Source organism: Vibrio sp. V31_P5A7T61 (assembly GCF_009904895.1).
Taxonomy (GTDB): domain Bacteria; phylum Pseudomonadota; class Gammaproteobacteria; order Enterobacterales; family Vibrionaceae; genus Vibrio; species Vibrio metschnikovii.
Genome location: NZ_WXWI01000004.1, coordinates 1 through 15,898, shown reverse-complemented (window position 1 = coordinate 15,898; position 15,898 = coordinate 1). Strand labels below are relative to the sequence as shown.

General features: G+C 43.7%; 13 protein-coding genes and 1 pseudogene. 4 read left to right on the top strand and 10 right to left on the bottom strand.

The window, feature by feature from the left end:
- Positions 1 to 212, top strand: a pseudogene (locus tag CAG58_RS00255) (IS4 family transposase); the annotation flags it as partial.
- 54 nt (positions 213 to 266) lie between these two features.
- Here the strand turns inward: CAG58_RS00255 and CAG58_RS00250 are convergent.
- Entirely contained in the window at positions 267 to 2,147 is a 1,881-nt protein-coding gene (locus CAG58_RS00250; RefSeq protein WP_158144168.1) for a methyl-accepting chemotaxis protein, read from the bottom strand.
- A gap of 453 nt (positions 2,148 to 2,600) precedes the next feature.
- Between CAG58_RS00250 and CAG58_RS00245 the strand changes: the two genes are divergently transcribed.
- Positions 2,601 to 4,430, top strand: coding sequence for a leukocidin family pore-forming toxin (locus CAG58_RS00245; RefSeq protein ID WP_161426094.1), 1,830 nt, complete (start codon positions 2,601 to 2,603; stop codon positions 4,428 to 4,430).
- Between the two features lie 142 nt (positions 4,431 to 4,572).
- On the opposite strand, the gene phaC is transcribed toward CAG58_RS00245, so the two are convergent.
- From phaC to CAG58_RS00230, 3 genes are all read right to left on the bottom strand, one after another.
- The gene (gene phaC / locus CAG58_RS00240) at positions 4,573 to 6,345 is read right to left on the bottom strand and encodes a class I poly(R)-hydroxyalkanoic acid synthase (RefSeq protein WP_161429785.1); all 1,773 of its coding nucleotides are present in this window, start codon (positions 6,343 to 6,345) and stop codon (positions 4,573 to 4,575) included.
- 116 nt (positions 6,346 to 6,461) lie between these two features.
- On the bottom strand, positions 6,462 to 6,809 hold the full coding sequence (locus tag CAG58_RS00235; RefSeq protein ID WP_004395799.1) for a phasin family protein: 348 nt from the start codon (positions 6,807 to 6,809) through the stop codon (positions 6,462 to 6,464).
- A gap of 131 nt (positions 6,810 to 6,940) precedes the next feature.
- Positions 6,941 to 7,681 (bottom strand): SDR family oxidoreductase, encoded by a 741-nt coding sequence (locus CAG58_RS00230; RefSeq protein ID WP_072668727.1) that lies wholly within the window; start codon positions 7,679 to 7,681, stop codon positions 6,941 to 6,943.
- 215 nt (positions 7,682 to 7,896) lie between these two features.
- On the opposite strand from CAG58_RS00230, the gene CAG58_RS17025 reads away from it, so the two are divergent.
- Positions 7,897 to 8,025 carry a hypothetical protein gene (locus CAG58_RS17025; protein WP_272924493.1) on the top strand — a complete coding sequence of 43 codons (129 nt, stop codon included), beginning with the start codon at positions 7,897 to 7,899 and terminating at the stop codon, positions 8,023 to 8,025.
- Between the two features lie 71 nt (positions 8,026 to 8,096).
- On the opposite strand, the gene CAG58_RS00225 is transcribed toward CAG58_RS17025, so the two are convergent.
- From CAG58_RS00225 to CAG58_RS00205, 5 genes are all read right to left on the bottom strand, one after another.
- Positions 8,097 to 9,380: a TRAP transporter large permease gene (locus tag CAG58_RS00225; RefSeq protein WP_161425212.1), complete on the bottom strand. Its 1,284-nt coding sequence runs from the start codon at positions 9,378 to 9,380 to the stop codon at positions 8,097 to 8,099.
- Positions 9,377 to 9,865 (bottom strand): TRAP transporter small permease, encoded by a 489-nt coding sequence (locus CAG58_RS00220; protein ID WP_170905378.1) that lies wholly within the window; start codon positions 9,863 to 9,865, stop codon positions 9,377 to 9,379. The genes CAG58_RS00225 and CAG58_RS00220 overlap by 4 nt, the downstream gene beginning before the upstream one ends.
- Positions 9,866 to 10,019: 154 nt before the next feature.
- Positions 10,020 to 11,033: a C4-dicarboxylate TRAP transporter substrate-binding protein gene (gene dctP / locus CAG58_RS00215; protein WP_154168909.1), complete on the bottom strand. Its 1,014-nt coding sequence runs from the start codon at positions 11,031 to 11,033 to the stop codon at positions 10,020 to 10,022.
- A gap of 448 nt (positions 11,034 to 11,481) precedes the next feature.
- Positions 11,482 to 12,960: an AGE family epimerase/isomerase gene (locus CAG58_RS00210; protein ID WP_237665942.1), complete on the bottom strand. Its 1,479-nt coding sequence runs from the start codon at positions 12,958 to 12,960 to the stop codon at positions 11,482 to 11,484.
- Positions 12,961 to 13,205: 245 nt separating this feature from the next.
- A complete protein-coding gene (locus tag CAG58_RS00205; RefSeq protein ID WP_161439681.1) occupies positions 13,206 to 13,922 on the bottom strand; it encodes a substrate-binding periplasmic protein in 717 nt (238 codons plus the stop codon).
- A 414-nt stretch (positions 13,923 to 14,336) separates the two neighbouring features.
- Here CAG58_RS00205 and CAG58_RS00200 point away from each other — a divergent pair, with 414 nt between their 5' ends.
- A complete protein-coding gene (locus CAG58_RS00200) occupies positions 14,337 to 15,266 on the top strand; it encodes an NERD domain-containing protein (protein WP_161429786.1) in 930 nt (309 codons plus the stop codon).
- 164 nt (positions 15,267 to 15,430) lie between these two features.
- Here CAG58_RS00200 and CAG58_RS00195 read toward each other — a convergent pair.
- On the bottom strand, positions 15,431 to 15,898 hold a 468-nt coding region (locus tag CAG58_RS00195; protein WP_202598154.1), incomplete at its 5' end, for a hypothetical protein.

The window sequence follows — 15,898 nt, the reverse complement described above, 5'->3', positions numbered from 1 at the left end:
GCTTCACAACGTGTGCTCACTCTATTATTCACGTAATTTTGGGGTTCTGGTTGGAGTCGGCGGGAACAATCCCTAAGCGCATTACTCACTTGCAGGAAGAGGCGATACACCATGTCTTGCCCATTAAACGAGAAGAGCGGATATATCCGAGAGCAATAAAACCAAAGGCAAAGAAATACCCCAATAAAAAGAAAGCCAGTCAGCTTAACTGACTGGCATTAGGCTAAAAGCCCCTTTTTAGATAACACACTGACGGTAATCGCTGACTAAATTTTAAACTGTGATACTTGTTGATGCAGTTGATCCGCTTGCTCAGTCAGAGTTTGCGTCGCTTCGGTTAACTGATGCGATGCCTGTTCAGTTTGTGATGATAAATCATTAATATTCACCACATTTTGGTTAATCAGCTCAGCCACGGATGATTGCTCTTCTGCCGCTGTCGCTATTTGTAAGTTCATATCAGCGATTAAGGTAATCGCTTGATTAACTTGCTCTAAACGAGCAGCCATGTCTTCGGCTTTCGTCACGGTAGTTTGCGCAGCGGAGCGACTTTGAGCCATCACATTGACCACATTTTCCGTTTGCTTAAACAGGCGATCAACCACTTCTTGGATCTGCTGAGTACTTTGTTGCGTACGACCTGCTAATCCACGCACTTCATCGGCAACCACCGCAAAACCACGGCCATGCTCTCCCGCTCGGGCAGCCTCAATCGCCGCGTTTAAAGCGAGTAAATTGGTTTGTTCAGAAACGGCGCTGATCACATCTAGCATACCAACAATATCTTGCGTTCCGGTTTGTAACTCCGCAATCGTTGAACTACTGCCTTGCAAAGTATCATCCAAATGTTTTAATTGTTGTAAGGTATCGCGCAGTAACACTTGCCCTTGTTTGGTTTCATTATCTGCTGCAGAGGCTTGACTTGCCGCTTCACTGGCATGGCTCGCAACCTCTTGTACGGTGGCGGTCATTTCATTCATTGCGGTCGCAACTTGATCCGTTTCTGAACTTTGCTGAGCGACCACACCTGCGCTTTGTCGTGTCACTTGTGCCAAGGTGCTCGAAGCCGCCGACACCGATTGAGCGGTATTATTAACTTCGTTCACCAACAGATGAATCTTTTCAACAAAGGTATTAAACGCTTTGGCAATAGTGGCAATTTCATCGCTGCCATGCGCTTCGATACGTTTGGTTAAGTCCCCTTCTCCTTGACCGATATCGGTCATTGCTAAGCTGACTTCTTGTAAACGTCTAAACCCTGAAGCGCTAGAGATCCACATCACACCGGTGGCAACCAGCCCAATCAATAGCACCGCAATAACCGTCCAACGGATCATGCTGTAGATACCCGATAAGGCATCTTGTTTATCGAGAGCAATATTCAACGACCAGTTGGTGCCCGGTATTGCCTGACTGGTGAGATAAATGGCTTGGCCTTGCAACGCAAGTTCGCGATGACCTTGACGCTGAATATCACTTAACATGTTTTGCGTTAAGTTGGGGTTCAAATCACGTAAGCTTTTTAAACTCAAATTTGGATTCGGATGAGCAATAATAGTCCCGCTGTTATCGGTTAAAAATGCAAAACTGTTTTGTGTTGGCGCAATGGCGCGCACGGTATCGATGATAAAGGTTAAAGGAATATCCCCTGCTAATACACCGCGACTGGCGTTATTGCCCAATCCATGAGTAAAGGTGACCACTAAGCTGGTTTGGCCATCTAGTGCATCTTCATAAGGTGCCGTTGTCGCGACGCCGCTCTGCGTAGCCGCCAAGCGATACCATTCACGAGTCAATGGATTGTAATCACTCGGTGGTTGCCATTCATCGGAAAACACCGCAGAGCCATCAGGACGCGCGAAATACGCCGCTAAAAAACCACCGCCATCACTCAGTTGCTTTAGAGCAGACAAAGGATCTCGCTGTTCCAAAACCTTTCCGGTGGCCATCAGCATGTTTTTTCGCTCATCCATCCAGTTAGAAATTGAGCTCGATTGAGTTTGTAGCTGTTGTTGTAAATTACGGCTGATTTGCAAACGGAGCGTTTCAGAGCTAACTCTCACGATTAAAACCGCCGTCACAACCAATGAAATCACGATCAATCCCACGCTGATCGCGGTGATTTTGGCTCGAAAAGACTTGAACATCCTTGCACTCCTCATCTGACTACCTGTGAATAATATCGCCCTTTACTATCGGCGAATCAAAGGCAACCTTTATCATAAATTAATCATCAGTGTACCAATTTCACCCCGACATATTTTTGACACCACTCTCGCTTTGATTAAACCAACTAATCACAGCCAAGAATTCTGCAGCAAGGTAACAGTATCGCCTACCGCTATTGATAACTGAGGCTTATCAAACCTTGAAGATACTTTAGTTCATTTTCTCCTGATGTTTTTTTTGTGATCTTGAGCCACGAATTTCATTTAACTTGTTTCAAATTGTTACCACAAAACATATTAATAGATTTAGCAGTAATGGATCATTTAATAACCATATGAATACGTTATCTGCTGCAACCCAAAGGGCAAAGATGTTCAGCCATAGCGCAACGTTAAGTCACAGGGTAATACCATTCATCAAGAGGTAATCCTATGCCTATCTATAACAATAAAACCATCGCGTTAGCCGCGATATTATCAGGCTTGGTATGGAATACCGCCTATGCAGATGTTCAGCAACCACAAGGTGTGGCGGTTGAAATGCTGAGTACGCTTCAGGATGATAGCCAAGTTAGTTATTTAAATGCCGCTGAATTGTTGGTGGAAGAAGGAACAGTACCAAGGTTAAGTGATGTGCGCGATAGCGTGCTTCGCCAGCATCAGCGCTACTTGATAGATTTTAGTAATATCAGTGATGAACAGGGTAAAACACAAGCCAAAGCGCTATTACGCGGTCAATTAGGTGTCGCGCTGAGCAGTGATTTCTGGCTAATTACCGAACATAAAGGGGAATTATTGTTCACGGGGTTAGATGATGAAAATGATCCAAGTATTCAGTTGCTTGAGGCTCAACCTGTTACTTATTCTCGCCAACGGCGTAGTATTGATAGCCGCACTAATGCGACAAGCGAAGCTAACAGCTTGCCGCATGTTGCGTTTTATGTGAATGTTCATCGCCCAATCAGCGATGAAGAGTGCACCTTTAAAAACTCACATTTATGGGATAAAGGGACTCGCGTCTTTTGTGATAACCCGAACATCTCGTTGATCTATCGAGTTAACTATGAACGTTCTCTGCAATTTGGTACCACTGGCTCAGCAACACCAGACGCCAAAATTGTTCGTATTAGTTTGGATGACGATACCACTGGAGCCGGTATTCATCTCAATGATCAGTTAGGTTGGCGTCAATATGCAGCCGACTACGTCACTCTCGATGCCTATTTTAGAGATTGGTCAACGGATGCTATCGCACAGGATTATCAGTTTGTCTTTAACGCATCGAATAATAAAGCGCAAATTTTAAAAACCTTCCCTCGTGAAAATATTAATTCTGACTATGAAATCAAGGAAGTGTCTGGTTTCCAAGTTGGCGTCAATGGCGGTGTTGAAGTTAATAAAGATGGTCCGAAAGCCAAACTAGAAGCTAACGCTAGTTACAACCAAAGCCGTTGGTTAACCTTTAAAACTCACGATTATAAAGTCGCACGCAGTACGCCAAGCCCACAAAAAGTTCGTTTTACTTGGGAGCGCGATCAATACGCAACGGCGGAGTCTTTACTGGATCGCTGGACAGATGCACTATGGGTAAATACTTATCCGATTGATACCAACAAGATCAACCCAATCGGTTATGCCAGCTTTGTACCGAAAATGGATGTGATCTACAGCGCTGCTCCAACTGAAACTGGCACTACCGAGTTTACGATTGATTCTTCGGTCAATATCCGTCCAATCTATAACGGCGCTTATAAGCATTATTACGTCATCGGTGGCCATCAATCTTACCATGGGTTTGAAAACGATGGACGTCGCCGAGTCGGTAAAACCACCAGCTTCACCGTTGATTGGCAACATCCGGTATTTACCGGTGGCAGACCGGTTAACTTACAACTTGCCAGCTTTAATAACCGCTGTGTTGAGGTGAATGGCGATCAATCGATAACCGCCAGTGAGTGTATCGATAACAAACAAGCTCAATCGTTTATTTATGATCAGCTAGGGCGTTACGTGAGTGCAGCGAACACCGCTTACTGTTTAGATGGTGATAATCTGAGTGCCCTTCAGCAATGTAACTCAAGCTTAAGCCAGCGCTGGGAGTGGATCCCTAATAGCGATACCTTAAGTAATGTATACAGTCACCAAAGCCTAGGCCATGATACAACAACGGGACAACTCGGTTTATACGCCAGAGATCAATCGAATATCAGCGTGCGTACCATTACCAGCTACACCAATGTGTTTAATCCTGATAATCAATAAGCTATTTTTCAGGTTTACTAACAAAAGTCGTTAATAAAAAGCCGCCGCATGAAGTCATCTTCCGCGGCGGCTTTCATCCCATTGAGACGACCCTATCAGTGCTATAAATAGGCGCTATCCATCTTCTTATTCAATAATCGGTTTATTCAACTATCGGTAGCGTTTGTTTCACATAACTGCCCGGCGCAGCTTCAAGAGCAGGGAAATTATCACTGCCGATGGGATAAGCAGGAACTAATGACTCAGGGCTAAACTGAGCAAGCCATTGATCCCAATGGGTCCACCATGAACCTTCCGCACGTTGCGCATTGGCTAACCACTCATCGGCCGATTCATCTAAGCTGTCATTGACCCAATAACCGTACTTATTTTTAGCTGGTGGATTAACAATCCCAGCGATGTGACCAGATTCACCGAGCACAAAGGTTTTATTACCTCCCATGGCTAACGCGCCGCGGTAAGTACCTTGCCATAAAGCAATGTGATCGTCCTTGGCGGAGATAAAGTAGCTTGGAATGCGAATTTTATTCAGGTCAATCCATACCCCACCGATTTTTACCCCTTTATCTTGCACTAGCTGATTATTGAGATACAACTCGCGCAGTAAGAAGTTATGGGTATTAGCCGCGACGTTGGTGCTATCGCTATTCCAATACAAAAGATCAAAATCAACCGGGCTCGTGCCTTTTAAATAGTTATCAATGTAATAATTCCAATACAGGCTATTTTCACGTAACAAACTAAAGGTCACACTCAGCGAACGTCCATCCATAAAGCCTTGCGCGTTATTTTGCGCTTCAATGGCACTAATGATGGTGTCATTAATGTAAGCACCCACTTCGCCAGGTTGAGAGAAATCGAGTAAAGTGGTAAAAAAACTCGCCGATTTAATCCGTTTTTTCATTCGTTTCGCAGCATAGTAAGCAATAGCAGAGGCTAATGCCGTACCACCAATACAGTAACCTGCTGCGTTGATTTGCTCTTGTCCGGTAATATCTTCAATTACCGATACCGCTTGCACCACACCATCGAGAACATAGTTGTCAAAACCAATTTCACTTTGTGCCTTTCCAGGATTGCGCCAAGAGATCATAAACACACAGTGCCCTTGCTCTAACAGCCAGCGCACCATGGAGTTTTTCTCAGTTAAATCAAGAATATAATACTTATTAATAAACGGCGGCACGATCAATAACGGCGTGACTTTTACTTGTTCCGTTACTGGCGTGTATTGAATTAACTCGAACAACTCATTACGGTACACCACCTTACCTTCCGTACTGGCTATCTCTTCACCCAGTCGAAAAGCTTGCTCGTTGGTCATGCGAACTTTCAAAATATCAGCACTGGACTGCAAATCTTCTTTGAGCAGCTCCATACCTTTGAGTAAATTCTGCCCATTATTTTCAATGGTGAGTTTGAGCAGTTCAGGGTTAGTGGCAATAAAATTCGAAGGCGACATCGCATTGATCATCTGCCTTGAAAAAAAGCTGATCCGCTCTTTGGTTTTGTCATCAACGCCTTCAATCGCATTGATGGTCTCCATGTAGGTTTTACAAAACAGCAAGTACGACTGCTTAATAAAATTGTACATGGCCTGTGACTGCCATGTTTCATCGTTAAATCGTTTATCGCCTTTCTCAACCTCAATCACACTCTGGGTGTTACCGGATAGCACGACTTGCTGCCATATTTGCATTTGTTGCTCCCACCACTGGGTTTGCAACTGCAGCAACGCGGTCGGTTGATTAACGGCTTGTTCAAAAAACTTCGCACTATCTTCAAAGTTCACTGCTTGAATGGCTTGGTTTAAAGGAGAGTTAGCGGCCATCTTGTTCGCTTCAAAATCCTGCCACCACTGTTGATTGGTTTCTTGCAGCTTAACCAGATAGTCCGAAAAGAAATGTTGCAACATAAAGTACTCCCTTACTCGGAACAGCGCCGCCGAAAAAGGGCGGCGCTTTAATAGATACCTTGATCACCGGAAGCGTGTTATCTCGCAAACGCTTCCAGTTATAAAACGATCACAGGCTATTGTGGAGTCGCCGTTTTGATATTTTCTGAAGTCAACGTTTCAATATCTTGCTTGAACTCTTTCGCCGCCGCTTGCAATTTATTGCTATCGTCTAGCATCTGCTGCGACAGTTTACTCAGAACGCCCAATTGCTGACTACTGAACGCCGCGAGTGTATTAACATCTTTAATCTCTGACGCTGCTTTCATCTGAGCCATGCCCATTTCGCTGTATGTGCGCATTGCATTCAGTTGTAGCTCTGTCAATAGCTCAACGTTTTTAGTCATTAACTGATTAAACTTAAAAAACGGTTGCATGTTTTTTTCTGCTTGATCGGTGAAAGTTTTAAAAAAATCCGTGTACATAAGTATTTCCTCATTAATTAACGCTGTTATCGATACCTAACCCAAAGCACGATTGCTTGGGCAAAAATGATCATGATGAAGAGGCATTCGTTGTTCACTCAATGCCACTTCACTATTAGTTCATGTATAAGCTAGTTCATGTATAAGCCGCCATTGACAGAGAGCGTCTCACCAGTGATATAAGCCCCGCCATCTCCCGCAAGGAAAGAGACCGCTTTAGCGATCTCTTCTGGGGTCGCTAAACGCTGCATCGGGATCTGAGATTTTATCGACGCCAAGACCTCTTCTCGCATCTGCTCAACCATCGGCGTCGCGGTATAACCGGGCGCGACCGCATTGACCGTTACCCCACTACGCGCACCTTCTAAGGCTAACGCCTTGGTAAAACCAATCATTCCTGCTTTAGCCGCCGCGTAATTAACTTGGCCAAATTGACCTTTTAAACCATTCACCGAAGAGATATTAATGATTCGCCCTTGGCCTTTTTCACACATCGCCGAAAATAAGGGGCGAGTGACATTAAACACGCTGTTCAGATTGGTGTTAATGACATCAAACCAATCCTCTGCGGACATTTTTTTCAATTGAGAATCGCGCGTAATACCAGCATTATTGACCACCACATCGATGGAGCCCTCTTCACTCAGTAACTGAGTTAAACGTTCACTGCACTGCTCGGTATCAGTCACATCGAGCTCAAATAAACGCACTTGTTGCTCGGTAAATCCCTTCTCATTGAACCAATCGATAGCGCATTGATAATTTCCGGTGTAATACGTCGCAACCACTCGATAACCATCGGCAACCAGTTGTGAGCTGATCGCAGATCCGATGCCACCTTTCGATCCGGTTATTAACGCTACTTTTTTCATGCCTACACTCCCTTGCTAAGCCTAAGGTTCACCTGAGCTAATCTTGATGATGACTCACTGTCCACTTTTAACGTTTATTCAATAATTCGAACAGTTGTTTAACTTACTTAAAATAAAGCAACAACATGACATTGCAATTGTAAAAATCAACTTGTTGCATAAAATTGAAATGGATCTCGTTTTCACTGCAAAGCGAAGAAAAGGAAAAAACCACAATGATGAAAGATAAGATCGCGATCTGGATTTTTATCGACACGTTTAACGATAATAAACAGTGGTCAGATGAGAAAAGCAGAGAGAAGAAGCATAAAAAAGCCATCATGCCCAATGGCGATGATGGCTGATTACAACTCGATGTTAAGAAGACGCCAACCTTACTGGCGGCCTATCGCATCAAAAGTGAGGCGTTATTTTATTAAATCGCATTCGGTAACCACATCACTAACGATTCAGAGAAAGTGAGCAGCATTAATACCGCCAATAGCGCAATCAAAAACGGGATCACCTCTTTCATGAACTCAATCATCCGAACTTTCAAAATGGAGCAAACGGTAAACATCATCGACCCAAACGGCGGGGTTACGCCACCAATCATGATATTAACGATGACGATCACGCCAAAGTGTACCGGATTGACCCCCGCATTCAGGACGGCAGGCAGCAATAATGGCGTCAAGATAATCATCGCTGCACCACCTTCAATAAACATCCCCACCACCAACAGCAATAAGTTAATCAGCAGTAGCAGCAACAGTTTATTATCGGTTAACTCAATCAAAGCACTGGCCACCGTCTGCGGAATACGCTCCAACGTCATGTAGTAGCCAAACACCATCGCCCCAATAATGATGAACATCACCGTACTGGTGCCTTGAACGGTTTCGCGCAAAATCGCCGCAAAGTGATGCGGTTTTAATTGACGATAAATGAACAAGCCAATCAGGCTACACAACATCACGGCTATCGCACCAGCTTCGGTGGGCGTAAACAAACCAAAACGCATGCCTAAAATAATCCCAAAAGGGATCAACAGCGCTGGTAAAGCTTGTAAAAAATAACGCCCGCGTTCGCCCCAAGACGCCGCTTTATCACGAGAAGGTGGATACCCCCGCCGACGAGCGATCCAAGCGACGGTAATCATCAGTGAGATAGCCATCAAAAAGGCCGGTACGTAGCCAGCTAGAAACATTTGGTGAACAGAAACGTTGGCCAGCAAGGCAAAGATGATCAAATTAATCCCAGGCGGGATAACCGGGCTAATGCTCGAAGAAGCTGCGGTTAACGCCGCAGTAAACGGTAAACCATAACCTCGCTTAGTCATCTCCGGTGCCAATATTTTCGATTGCATCGCCGCATCGGCATTGGCCGAACCTGAAACTCCACCCATTAAGGTACTTAATGCCACGTTGACTTGCGCTAAACCACCGACTTTATGCCCAATCAGCGCATCGGCGAACGCCAATAAGCTGCGGCTAATGCCGGAATAGTTCATTACCGACCCCACCATAATAAAGAACGGGATCGCCAGTAGTGGAAAAGAGGAAGCGGCAGAGATAAAGCGCTGCATCACCAAACTGACTGGAATGACATCATTAATGAAAATAAAATAGACCATGGCAGAAGCAATCAACGAAAAAGCAATCGGTACATTAAGTAAAAACAGGACAAACAAAATACCGATCGGAAGATAACTGATCATGATGCTTTTTCCTCACATCCAGCCCAAGATTGACCGCGCATCTTGGCAATCTCTTGATAAAGAAAAATAAAACTGTGTAATAACATCAATCCAAATGACAATACCAAAACACTATTAATCGCAAAATAAGACATCCCCATCACTGGCGTCACCTTGTTCGATAACATAGTGTACTGATAACTTAAATGGGCCATACCGCCATTAACGACAATCAAAAATAGTAATGAGAGAATTTTAAACGGCGATTGAAAACGCTCGGGTAATAAAATCACCAGAACATCCACCCCCATATGCATACGATGTTTGTAACATGAGCTTATCCCAAAATAGACCGCCCAAATAAAACAGACCACGGCAAGCTCTTCACTCCATGGCACCACAAACCCAAACCCGTAACGCAAAATAACATTGGCGATAACCATTAAAACGGTTACCGATATGGCCAGCGAAGCAAGCACTTCTTCTAAATAACGCCAAACTAAAATCACAACCTTCATTGGTGCTACTTCCTATCCAATGGCTTGAAAATAAAAACGCGTAACCAACAGATTCAAGGCTTATATTCAGCCTGTTCAGCCGGTTACGCGATACCCTTCTTCATCAATCACTGAGACGTTGGGCTATAACGTCGATCACTGCTTATTGTTGAGCGCGGATCTTCTCTAACTCAGCTTCAATCCGTGAGTAAATATCTGGGCTCCACGCTGGGAACTGGCTATAAACAGGCTGAGTCAGTTTGTTAAAGGCCTCACTGTTGACGTCATTAATGGTCACGCCGAGTTGTTGCAGTTTTTCAGCGTATTCGGCATCCAAACGCACCAGTTCAGTATTGTTAGATAAAGCGCCCTTCTCGAACTCTTCCATCACAATCGCTTGCTGCTCTGGGCTAAAACGCTCCCACACTTTAGGTGAAATGTAGACCCCTACCGTACCAAGGAAATGCTTGGTTAAAGATAGGTTTTTCGTCACTTCATACATTTTATTTGAGTACATGGTCAAAATAGTCCCTTCTAGACCATCAACCACACCTTGTTGCACCCCTGCATAAGTCTCAGGGAAAGGCAGCGCCGCAGGCGCTCCGCCCATTGCTGATAACGTACTGATGAATAACTGGCTACCCGGTACGCGAATGCGCATGCCACGCATATCCTCTGGCTCAACGATTTCACGGTTGGTCATCATGTGTCTAAAACCAAAGATATAATCGGTATTCAGGACTTTAACGCCTTTATCAAGCATTTGCTGTTTAAGATCGCTCACCAAATCGGTTTGCATCATCGCCAAATACTCATCATAAGTTTGATACAACATTGGCCCAGCCAGCGCAGTGAAGTCAGGAACGTAATCGCCTAGATAGGTTAAATCTTCAACCGCAATCCAGTTTGCACCATTGACCACCTGCTCAAGGTTATCTTTATAAACCGGTAACTGACCGCTCGGGAACACCTGAATGTTCACCCCGCCATCGGTCTTTTCACGAATAGAATCGGTGACTTTAATCAACTCTTGAGTGAGCAGTTCACTGGGTGCAAACACCAAACTGAGGTTGATGTTAATTGGGCTAGGAGCAGCTTGGTCGGCGGCTTCTTTATCACCACAACCGGTTAGCAAAAGCGCGGAAGAGATCAACGCGGCAGAGAGCAACTTTTTCATTATATTTGTCCTTCAATTACTTTATCTAAGGTGATTAACATGGCGAACCAACGCCAGCATTAAGCAACCGAGAAGTATCCATAAGGTGGATAAATCAGCTTATCCAAATAACCCCAAACTACTTAGCGTTGCAGGTAGGCGGCAAGTGAGTGAATCCCCATGAACATAGACCACTATGTGATTGGGGTGAACGAACGTAGCCAACACCCCTGCAGCTTAAAGTAGGAAGGGGATAGTCGCCGTGATTATCCTACAAGGATTAAACAGCCCAAATAGTTTGTTTATTATTTGTGACATATTTATTAAAAATGAGCATTTGAATACAAAAAATCAATCATAGGTAACTTTTTAGCACTCGATATCACGATGAGTGCTAAAAAAGAAAACAATTAACCACTTTCGCGCCGCGATTTACGCTCGAACAACAAAATCTATTTTGGCCGAAACATTAAGGATGAATATCAACAAATTGCACCTCTAGACGCGGTAAACCCTCTACGGACGTAAAGCGGTGTTGCTGAACGTGCCCTTGGAAATAATAAGGCGCAAGTCGGCTCTGCTCTGTTGGCTCAAAAGCAAAGTACAACGTTGCTGGTTGCTGATTGAGCTGCTGGGCGGTCAAATATCCCACCAACGCATGCTCAAACTGATGGTAACCATTGCCCCAATGAAACGCCTTGGTTGATTTGGGGTTAAGGCCCACTCCGCCGTACTGCTCATCCACCCAGACCTGCATAAACGCGGGCGCTGTGTACGCCAAGACAGACTCCAGCTCCCCTTCGAGTAGCGATAGCGTCATCGCCGCTTGATCGAGCTCTGCCCATTCCCATGAATAAATGCCATAACTCATCGGCCTGTTACGCCAACTCGCCACCGGCTTACCTTGCCACTGTTTTGCTAACGAATCGGGTAAGCGCGGAGCGATATCCGTCCAATTCGGCTGATATTGCGCTTGGCGAATGGTCGTTCTCATCCCCTGCTTTGCTAAGCTTTGCCACTGTGAGTTTTGCAATACGCTACCGGTGAGATACGTCATCCAATAGGCTTTAATGGTATGGCCAAAATCATTATGTTTAGCGCTTTGGGTCATCACTGCTGGATGATGTATTGCGCCATAAAAGCGCTGCTCAGGTTGATGATGATAGTGAGTTAACATCACCTCAGTTAGCCAAGACAAATCTTGCAACCATTGGCTACGATGAGGCTCAGGTAACAAGGGAGCCACCAGCAATAAATACCCATTGATTTGATCAAGCTGGGCAACCAATTCGCGCTGCTGAGCGCTTTCGCCATCGCCCTCTTTTAACACCCACGCCAATCCTTGATCATCGGCTAATCGATAATGGTCAAAAATAAACTGTTGCTGTTTAATCAACACCGCTTCCAATTGCGGATCACGAGTCAAATAATAGAGCATCGCCAGCCCCACCAAGGCATAGGCTTGGTCTTGCGAGGTGCGCTGTTGCCACTCAAGCCCCGGCTGACCGTTTTCGGTAAAACTGATAAAACCGCCGTTGTGCTTATCTTGCAAATGGTCAATTAAATAGTGCGCTCCAGCGTTGGCGAGCGCTAACGCCTGAGCATCACCGGTTAAGTGGTACAGCACCGCATAAGCGTAAGTTTGGCGGGACTTCATCCGCGTATAGTCACGGCCAAAGTGTGGCGTTATCCACCCTTTATTGAGCTCTTGGCAAACGTGGTTAACATTCAGCAATTGACCGTTATCACAACGAAAGGTAGGAAAGTTACCCAGCGGCTGACCGTGAGCGGTCTCCATCATCCAATATGGCGCTAAGCCCTGCTGCGCATGGTTTAACCACGCCTCACCATTTGGAAAACTGGCCAACTTATCGGTTTCTGCCTGCACTAAGGCACTGCATAATCCCAAACTGAGTAACCACATAGTAGTTTTTAGATTGTGTTTCATTTTGCTCTCGAGTTCGTCTTGTTCATGATCCGCACTATACAAGAGAGCAAACGCGCATTTCGTTGAAAGGGTCACAGTTAACATGCAACTGATTGAGAAGTAAGGATTAGGAGATAAGTCTGAATTGAAAAGGCTAAATAGCCAATGTGCAAATTTAAATAGGCAGTTCTCATTCAAAGCAGAACTGCCTAATACGATTATCACAAACTGTTATTAATAGTCATCGGTTACCAGAAAATTAAAACCTACTGACCAAGGATCTCAGCCAAACGGCCATTGCTCTCTAATTGTTTTAAGCCATCATTAAATGCGGCAATAATCTCTGCCGCTTTTGGATGTTTACGAGACACAATTAAATGGTAAGGCACGAATTTAATACTTTTATCAAAATAAGCCACTTGGCTAAAACCAACACTGGCCGCCAACCCCGAGCCAACTAACCGCTCTTCCATTACACCATCCAAACGGCCTGCTTGCAGCTTACGAAAGTTGTTTTCAGGTTGGCTAATGCGCTCAATGGTGTAACCCGCATCTTCACGGACAAAACCATAATCATAAGCCACCACGCCACCGAGGGTTTTACCTAATAAATCTTGCTCATTCTCCCAGCGCAGCGGCTTATCGGGATGATAAAAAACCACCGTACTCAAGGTTATCACCGGCTCGCTATAGTGAAAGCGCGCAGCACGATCTTGATTAAAACTGTACAAAAACGTCCCATCCAGTTCAGCATTCTCAGCAGCATTAAGCCCCCTAGCCCAAGGAAGGTATTGGTAGTTCACCTGCCAGCCCGATAGAGCAAACGCTTCGCTCACCACCTGAGCCGCCGGCCCGCCACTCGCTAAGCTTTGCCCTTGATAAGGCTCCCACTCACCACTGGCAAGGGTAATGGTATTCGCCAAAGTCACACTCGCCCAAAATACCAACGAAGCCAATATCGATTGCAGTATTAATTTCATCATAAACTCCAAACTCACACTATCGAATCATAGTGTAAATCTAGTTCAGCTTGGTCTATTTACAAGCTTGTGAACCATGAGCCTAACATGGCTGATGCCGTACAAGAGCAGCAAAGAGATGTGCGATTTCGCAGATAGGGTCACACTTAACATGCAACTCATTGAGTGAGAAAGCGTAGACAGTTACAATTAGTTGATATCGATGCCTCTAGCTTATTTAAGCCATTTTTAGATTACCTACCAGATGGTAGGTACATCCTTGATGCCAGCAACCGATACTATGAAGACCTTTGCACGGTTGAAGGCTGTATTGAAGACTTAAACTGTCAGCGATCACAAACTAGATACTGGATTATTGCGGTTATTCCAATATTTAAAATGTGCGTGGTAGCATATAAAGAAAAAGGCTAGGCATTGATGATCGTTAAAGAAAAAGTATTTGTTAAAACCAAAAACTTCAGGCAAGAATTAGGTGATCAAGTAGAAAATAATGTGGCTTTCTACTTAAAGCGTCATTTCTCAGAAATTAATAACATCCTTGTTTATAATGACTTGCGTATAGAGCACAAAGGTGAAATAGCACAAATTGATCATCTTATCGTTTATAAGAAAGGATTTATTATTATTGAATCAAAGTCGATCAAAGGAACCATCAAAGTTAATAAGCAACTTGAATGGCAAAGAACGGTTCGAGGTAAGTGGGTCGGTATGCCCTCGCCAATTACTCAGGCTGAGATACAAACTAAACTGTTAAAAGCTCTATTGAATGATAATGCTGATCAAATACTAGAAAAATTATTCATGATGCAAGGCTATTTCAGTGGTAGATGCTGGGATACTCTCTGCGCTGCATCTAATGATGCGATTATAGATAGAGATAATATTCCATCGAGAATATCACCCCTAATTATAAAATCAGAACAGGTATCCAATCGCGTTAAAGAAATTATTGCTAGCAAATCGAGTATCCTTAAGCCAAACCCATCTTTTAGTGACAATGAATTTAACAATATAAAATACTTTCTAATCGCTGCCCATAAACCTCATTCAAAAGCAATAGCTAATATGGAAAACAGCAGTATTATTATTGATGCATCCCAGCAATTAGATAGCTCAGACAGTAATTTAATTAAATCAAATTCCTGGTTTCTTTGTAAAAATTGTTCCAGCTCAAGCACCTCACCCAAATATGGTAAATTTGGTTATTATGTTACTTGTAATGACTGCAATACAAACACATCCATGAATCAAGTTTGCTCAAGTTGTGGAAACAAGAAGACGCATGTATCAAAAAATAAAAAAGTCTATACTATTAGTTGCGATTGCGGCAATAAGGTCGAATTTTAATAACAGGCATTAGAAAATAAAAATAACCTAGATCTAGGTATATAGTACTTTTTATCTAACACGCTTTTGGACAAAAACGAGCTAGATTCTTTGCTCTAGCTCGTGTCACTTGGGTTAGAAAAAGTATGGTCAGATTCAGTAGTAACTAAGAGTTGTTAACAACTTTATAGAGCTTGAGCATTAATCACTATAGGACCAGCAAATGTAAAACCTAGGTTGAACGAAAGCCTATCACCTGTCAATAAGGCATCCCATAGCAGTTCGGTATTATTATTCTTGTGCATGAATATTTCAGTGCCGCATCTATCTAGTTTTACAAATCCAGAATCTCTTGAGGTTCTTAAAATAATACCTTCAATTACACTATATTTCGAACGTTCAAGGTTATGTTCAAAATCTCTTACTTCATGTTTTGAATCATAAGATACTTTAGCACTCCTGAGATTCATAAATGTTTTTATTGCCTTTCTCTTTAACTCTTCATCCCCCGATGTGTACGCAAACCTAGCAAACCAAAACTTAGCAATATAGTTTTTGTCTTCAGGAGAAAATGCCCTTTGATAATAATATAGTAAATCCGACTCTTTATAGTCTGTATGACACCTAATTAACTCTGCATAGTTAAAATTAAT

What these genes read in the sequence shown, in the direction of transcription:
- CAG58_RS00230 (WP_072668727.1), bottom strand. Translation starts at nt 7,681, where the DNA reads ATGAAAAAAGTAGCGTTAATAACCGGATCGAAAGGTGGCATCGGATCT.
- CAG58_RS00225 (WP_161425212.1), bottom strand. Translation starts at nt 9,380, where the DNA reads ATGATCAGTTATCTTCCGATCGGTATTTTGTTTGTCCTGTTTTTACTT.
- CAG58_RS00250 (WP_158144168.1), bottom strand. Translation starts at nt 2,147, where the DNA reads ATGTTCAAGTCTTTTCGAGCCAAAATCACCGCGATCAGCGTGGGATTG.
- CAG58_RS00200 (WP_161429786.1), top strand. Translation starts at nt 14,337, where the DNA reads ATGATCGTTAAAGAAAAAGTATTTGTTAAAACCAAAAACTTCAGGCAA.
- CAG58_RS17025 (WP_272924493.1), top strand. Translation starts at nt 7,897, where the DNA reads ATGATGAAAGATAAGATCGCGATCTGGATTTTTATCGACACGTTTAAC.
- phaC (WP_161429785.1), bottom strand. Translation starts at nt 6,345, where the DNA reads ATGTTGCAACATTTCTTTTCGGACTATCTGGTTAAGCTGCAAGAAACC.
- CAG58_RS00245 (WP_161426094.1), top strand. Translation starts at nt 2,601, where the DNA reads ATGCCTATCTATAACAATAAAACCATCGCGTTAGCCGCGATATTATCA.
- CAG58_RS00205 (WP_161439681.1), bottom strand. Translation starts at nt 13,922, where the DNA reads ATGATGAAATTAATACTGCAATCGATATTGGCTTCGTTGGTATTTTGG.
- CAG58_RS00235 (WP_004395799.1), bottom strand. Translation starts at nt 6,809, where the DNA reads ATGTACACGGATTTTTTTAAAACTTTCACCGATCAAGCAGAAAAAAAC.
- CAG58_RS00210 (WP_237665942.1), bottom strand. Translation starts at nt 12,960, where the DNA reads ATGAAACACAATCTAAAAACTACTATGTGGTTACTCAGTTTGGGATTA.
- dctP (WP_154168909.1), bottom strand. Translation starts at nt 11,033, where the DNA reads ATGAAAAAGTTGCTCTCTGCCGCGTTGATCTCTTCCGCGCTTTTGCTA.